Source organism: Stenotrophomonas mexicanensis, from assembly GCF_032911605.1.
Lineage (GTDB): Bacteria > Pseudomonadota > Gammaproteobacteria > Xanthomonadales > Xanthomonadaceae > Stenotrophomonas > Stenotrophomonas maltophilia_A.
On the sequence record NZ_JAWJTG010000083.1, the window covers coordinates 1 to 5,083 of the forward strand.

Annotated in this window: 4 protein-coding genes; all 4 read right to left on the minus strand. The window is 67.6% G+C overall.

The annotated features are described in order from the left end of the window. Nucleotides 1–131: 131 nt before the first annotated feature. Nucleotides 132–1,211, minus strand: coding sequence for a rod shape-determining protein RodA (gene rodA / locus R1L06_RS20345; protein WP_049421382.1), 1,080 nt, complete (start codon nt 1,209–1,211; stop codon nt 132–134). A 116-nt stretch (nt 1,212–1,327) separates the two neighbouring features. Next, a complete protein-coding gene (rodA, locus tag R1L06_RS20350) occupies nt 1,328–2,440 on the minus strand; it encodes a rod shape-determining protein RodA (protein ID WP_032130317.1) in 1,113 nt (370 codons plus the stop codon). Further along, nucleotides 2,437–4,512: a penicillin-binding protein 2 gene (gene mrdA, locus R1L06_RS20355; RefSeq protein ID WP_317218586.1), complete on the minus strand. Its 2,076-nt coding sequence runs from the start codon at nt 4,510–4,512 to the stop codon at nt 2,437–2,439. Before mrdA ends, rodA (R1L06_RS20350) begins: the two co-directional genes overlap by 4 nt. A 3-nt stretch (nt 4,513–4,515) precedes the next feature. After that, nucleotides 4,516–5,001 (minus strand): rod shape-determining protein MreD, encoded by a 486-nt coding sequence (gene mreD, locus R1L06_RS20360; RefSeq protein WP_032130319.1) that lies wholly within the window; start codon nt 4,999–5,001, stop codon nt 4,516–4,518. Nucleotides 5,002–5,083 lie beyond the last annotated feature (82 nt).

The following is a 5,083-nucleotide window of genomic DNA, read 5'->3' on the forward strand; positions in this document are numbered from 1 at the left end:
CCGCATGGATGCGGCGACCGAGCTTACATGGACGTACTTGCAGCGCCCCCTGCGCAGCACATCTACCCGGCCCCACTCATAAACTGCTTTGCGCGACCACCCACGAGGGGCTGCGCCGTTGGCTGGAAACCCTATCCCCCGTGCACGGGTCGGTGCCCACGTACCGCCATCACCAGTCCGATGCCGGCCAGCAGCGAGACCGCTGATGTCCCGCCATAACTGATCAATGGCATCGGAATGCCCACCACCGGCAGCAGGCCGGAAATCATTCCGCCGTTCACCAGCACGTAGACGAAAAACGCCAACCCCAGGCTGCCGGCCAGCAACCGCGCATGGGTGTCGCGCGCGTGCACTGCGATCCACAGGCAACGCCCGACCACGAACAGGTACAGCGCGAACAGCGTCGCCACACCGATCCAGCCGAACTCCTCGGCCAGCACCGAAAACGCGAAGTCGGTGGTGTACTCGGGCAGGAAATCCAGTGTGGCCTGGGTGCCCTGCCCCCAGCCACGTCCCTGCCAGCCACCGGAACCGATCGCGATGCGCGACTGCAGGATGTTCCAGCCGGTGCCGAGCGGGTCTGCTGCCGGGTCTAGGAAGGTCAGTACGCGATCCTTCTGGTACTGCCGCAACACGCCGAGCCAGGCCAGTGGCGCGGCCACCGCCAGCCCCACCGCGCCGGTGGCCACCCAGCCCCAGTGCAGGCCCGCCAGCAACAACGCGAACACGCCGCTGGCGGTGACCAGCGTGGCGGTGCCGAGGTTGGGCTGCATCAGGATCAGCACGGCGGGAACGCCGATCAGCACTGCGGCCGTCAGTACCGTGCGTGGTGACGGTGGCAGCGGTTGCCGGTGCAGGTACCAGGCCATCATCAACGGCAGGCTGAGCTTGAGCAGCTCGGAGGGCTGCAGGTAGAAGACGCCGAGGTTGAGCCAGCGCTGCCCGTACTTGCCGGTGCCGATCACATACACCGCCATCAGCGGCAGCATCGACAGCGCGTACAGCGCCGGTGTCCACGCGCGCAGGCGCAGCAGCGAAACACGCGACAGCAGCCACATCGCCAGCAGGCCACCGGCGAAGCGCGCCGCCTGCCCGGTGACCGGACCGGACACGCTGTGCAGCACCGCCAGCCCCGCGCCCATCAGGATCAACAACGCTACCAGCAACGGCAGGTCGATCGTGCGCACCGCCTCACGGCAGCCGCCAAGCATTCGTTTCCAGTCCACGCTGGCCACGGTAACAACGCGCGCTTGCGTGAAGCTGTCAGGGTGCTTCTGCGTTTGTAGAGTCGAGCACGGGTCGACTCTACAGAACAGCGCGGCCGTTGTTACCCGTAGCCGCCGTGCACTGGATTGTGGCTACGCACGGCCATCACCAACCCGAAGCCGGCCAGCAGCGAGACCGCCGAGGTACCGCCATAGCTGATCAGCGGCATCGGCACGCCCACCACCGGCAGCAGGCCGGAGATCATCCCGCCGTTCACCAGCACGTAGACGAAGAACGCCAGGCCGGTGGCGCCGGCCAGCAGGCGCGAATAGGAATCGCGCGACTGGCTGGCGATCCACAGGCAGCGCCCGATCACCACCAGGTACAGCGCCAGCACGGTGGCCACGCCGATCCAGCCGAACTCCTCGCTCAGCACAGAGAACGCGAAGTCGGTGGTCTGCTCGGGAATGAAGTTCAGATGTGACTGCGAGCCCTCGCCCCAGCCCTTGCCATCGAAGCCGCCGGAACCGATCGCGATCTTCGACTGGATGATGTTCCAGCCAGCACCCAGCGCATCCATCTCCGGGTCCAGGAACATCATGATGCGGTCCTTCTGGTACGGCCGCAGCAGCCAGAACCAGGCCACCGGTGCGACCGCGGCCACACCGCCCACGCCCAGGCCAACCCACCACCACGGCAAGCCGGCCAGCAGCAGCACGAACACGCCACTGGCGGCGATCAGCACGCCGGTGCCGAAGTCCGGCTGCAGCATCACCAGGCCGGTCGGTACGCCGATGATGACCAGGGACACGAGTACGGTATTGAAGCGCGGTGGCAACGGCATCTTGTGCAGATACCAGGCCACCATCATCGGCAGGCTGACCTTCAGCAGTTCGGCCGGCTGCAGGTAGAAGAACTTCAGGTCCAGCCACTGCCGCCCGTACTTGCCGGTGCCCAGCACGAACACCGCCAGCAACGGGATCATCGAGATCGCGTAGATCATCGGTGTTGCCGAGCGGATGCGCAGGATCGGTACCCGTGAGATGCCCCACAGCGCGGCCATGCCCACTGCAAAGCGCGCGCCCTGGGCCATCACCAGACCGTCGCCACCGGCACTCTTCAAGGTGGCCAGGCCGATCACCATCAGCGCGCCCAGGGCCAGGCACAGTACCCAGTCCAGCGTGCTGAAGAAGCGGCGCAGCATGTCGCCGGCCCAACGCAGGAACACTCTCATCGTGCGGGCTCCGCGGTGGTCGGGCGTGGCGTGGCCGGCAGCGCGGCGGCGGCCGGCGTCCCCGGCTGCGGTGCGGGTGCCGGTTCCGGCGCAGGCACGCCAATCAGCACGGGGTGTTCCCCCAGTTGTGCCGCAGCAAGGTCACCGGCCTGGCGCGCGCCCACATCTTCGTTGTCGAATGCGGTTGCACCGATGGCGGTGGTGCCGCGCTCGCTGTCCAGCGGCTGCATGCCTTCGGGCATCTTGCCCAGCAGATAGGCATCAAACACCTTGCGGGCGATTGGTGCGGCCGCCGCACCGCCGTAACCACCACCTTCCACCGCGATCGCCAGCGCGATCACCGGCTGGTCGACCGGCGCGAAACCGACGAACAGCGCGCGGTGGCGCAGGTGCATCGGCAGGCTCTTCGGGTTCACTGCAGCGGTGCCCTTGCGGCTGACGACCTGCGCGGTACCGGTCTTGCCTGCCATCGTGTACGGCGCGCCGGCCGCCATTCGCGCAGCGCTGCCGCCAGGCAGCATGGTGGCCATCATGCCTTCGCGCACCGCCTGCAGGTTGTTCGGGTTCGGGCTGACCGGTTTGCTCTCGCCCGGGTCGGTCGCCATCCAGTCATGGTCGAACCCCGCACGCTGCTGGATCACCAGATGGGGCGTGCGCAGCTGCCCGTTGGCCAGCCCACTGACGCCCCGCGCCAGCTGCAGCGGAGTGACCTTCCAGTCACCCTGGCCGATGCTGATGTTGACTGTATCACCCGGATACCAGGCTTCCTTGCGGCTCTTCCGCTTGTAGGCCGGCGACGGCAGGATGCCGCCGATCTCGCCGGTCAGGTCGATGCCGGTCGGCTGGCCGAAGCCGTAGTACTCCATGTAATGGTCGAAGCGCTCGATGCCCAGGTCCAGCGCCAGCTTGTAGTAATAGGTGTTGACCGATTGCGCGATCGACTTGCGCAGGTCGGTCCAGCCGTGGCCGCCGCGGTGCGAGTCACCCCAGCCACGCGAGGTGCCGGGCAGGTAGAACATGCCGGTGGACAGCACCTTGTCTTCCGGGCGGCGCACGCCGGAATCGAGGCCGGCCAGGCCGATCAGCGGCTTCAGCGTGGAACCGGGCGCGACGCCACCCAGCACCAGGCGGTTGAACTGCGGCCGCGACGGGTTGTCGTTCAGCGCCTTGAAGTCGGCATGGGAAATACCGTTGACGAACAGGTTGGGGTCGTAGGACGGCAGGCTGACCATCGCCAGCACCTCGCCGGTACGCGGGTCCATCGCCACCGCCGAGCCTTCCTGGTCGCCGAAGGCGGCCACCATGGCGCGCTGCAGGTCGGCGTCGATGGACAGCCGCAGGTCGGCGCCGGACTGCGCGGCGACGCGGCCGATGGTGCGGATCGCACGCCCCTGCACGTTGGTCTCGACCTGCTCGTAGCCGACCTTGCCGCGCAGCTGCTGCTCGTAATAACGCTCCAGGCCGGACTTGCCGATGTGGGTCAGCGCGGCATTGCCCTCGCCGAGGATTTCCAGGTCCTTGTCATCGACGCGGCCGACGTAACCGATGATGTGCGCGAACAGATCGCCATAGGGATAGCGACGGGTCAGGTAGGGTTCCAGCTCGACGCCGGGGAAGCGCCAGCGGTCGACGGCAAAGCGCGCCATCTCCTCGTCGCTCATGCGCAGCTTCAGCGTGACCGGCAGGAACTTGCGGCGCGCCTTGCGCGACTTGTTGAACGCTTCCAGTTCTTCCGGGCTGATGCTGATGATCTTCGCCAGCCCTTCCAGGGTGGCGTCCATGTCCTTGACCTTGTCCGGGGTCACGTCCAGGCGGAAGGCCGGCACGTTCTCGGCCAGCAGGCGGCCGTTGCGGTCGTAGATCATGCCGCGCCCGGGCACCACCGGCCGCGGCTTGACGCGGTTGGCTTCCGAGCGCGTGGCGTAGACGTCGTGGTCCAGCACCTGCAGCTTGAAGTACCAGCCGCCCAGGCCCAGCAGGCAGACCAGCACACCCAGGAAGCCCAGCGCCGCGCGGCGGCGGAACTGTTCGGCTTCGGCGTGCGGATTCTTGACCTGGCGGCGCGGGATCATGGCTCAGCGCCCGCGCTTGCCGAAGCGCACCGCGTCCAGCAGCACGAATACCAGCGGCCACAGGCCCATGCCCAGCAGCGGTGCCCACCAGTACGACCACGGCAGGGTCGGCTCATCCACCACGATGTGGACCAGCGCGCTGACGATGCGGTCGTTGAACAGCAGGCCGCCGATGGCCAGCATCTGCTGGGACATCGGGAAGAAGCGGATGCGGGCGCGGAAGCGCTGCAGGATGAAGGCCAGCATCACCAGCCGCAGCGACTGTTCGCCGAGTACACCGCCGTACAGCAGATCGGCGATCACGCCACTGGCGAAAGCGACGCCCAGGCCGACACGCTCAGGCGCTTCAATCACCCAATAGGCCAGCACCAGCGCCAGCCAATACGGGCGCAGCGGCTGCAGCAGCGCCGGCAACGGCAGCAGGCCCAGCAGCAGCGCCACCACCAGGCTGGCCGGCAGCACCCACGGGTTGTCGCGCAGGCGGCTCATCGCTGGGCCTCCGGCGCGGTCGGTTGCCGGCCAGCGGCCGGCACTACCGTGGAGCTGGCTGGAGTGGAGCCCCCTTGTTGTT

Excerpts from the sequence above, each read along its gene's own strand:
- rodA (WP_049421382.1), bottom strand. The coding sequence starts at position 1,211 with ATGCTTGGCGGCTGCCGTGAGGCGGTGCGCACGATCGACCTGCCGTTG.
- rodA (WP_032130317.1), bottom strand. The coding sequence starts at position 2,440 with ATGAGAGTGTTCCTGCGTTGGGCCGGCGACATGCTGCGCCGCTTCTTC.
- mrdA (WP_317218586.1), bottom strand. The coding sequence starts at position 4,512 with ATGATCCCGCGCCGCCAGGTCAAGAATCCGCACGCCGAAGCCGAACAG.
- mreD (WP_032130319.1), bottom strand. The coding sequence starts at position 5,001 with ATGAGCCGCCTGCGCGACAACCCGTGGGTGCTGCCGGCCAGCCTGGTG.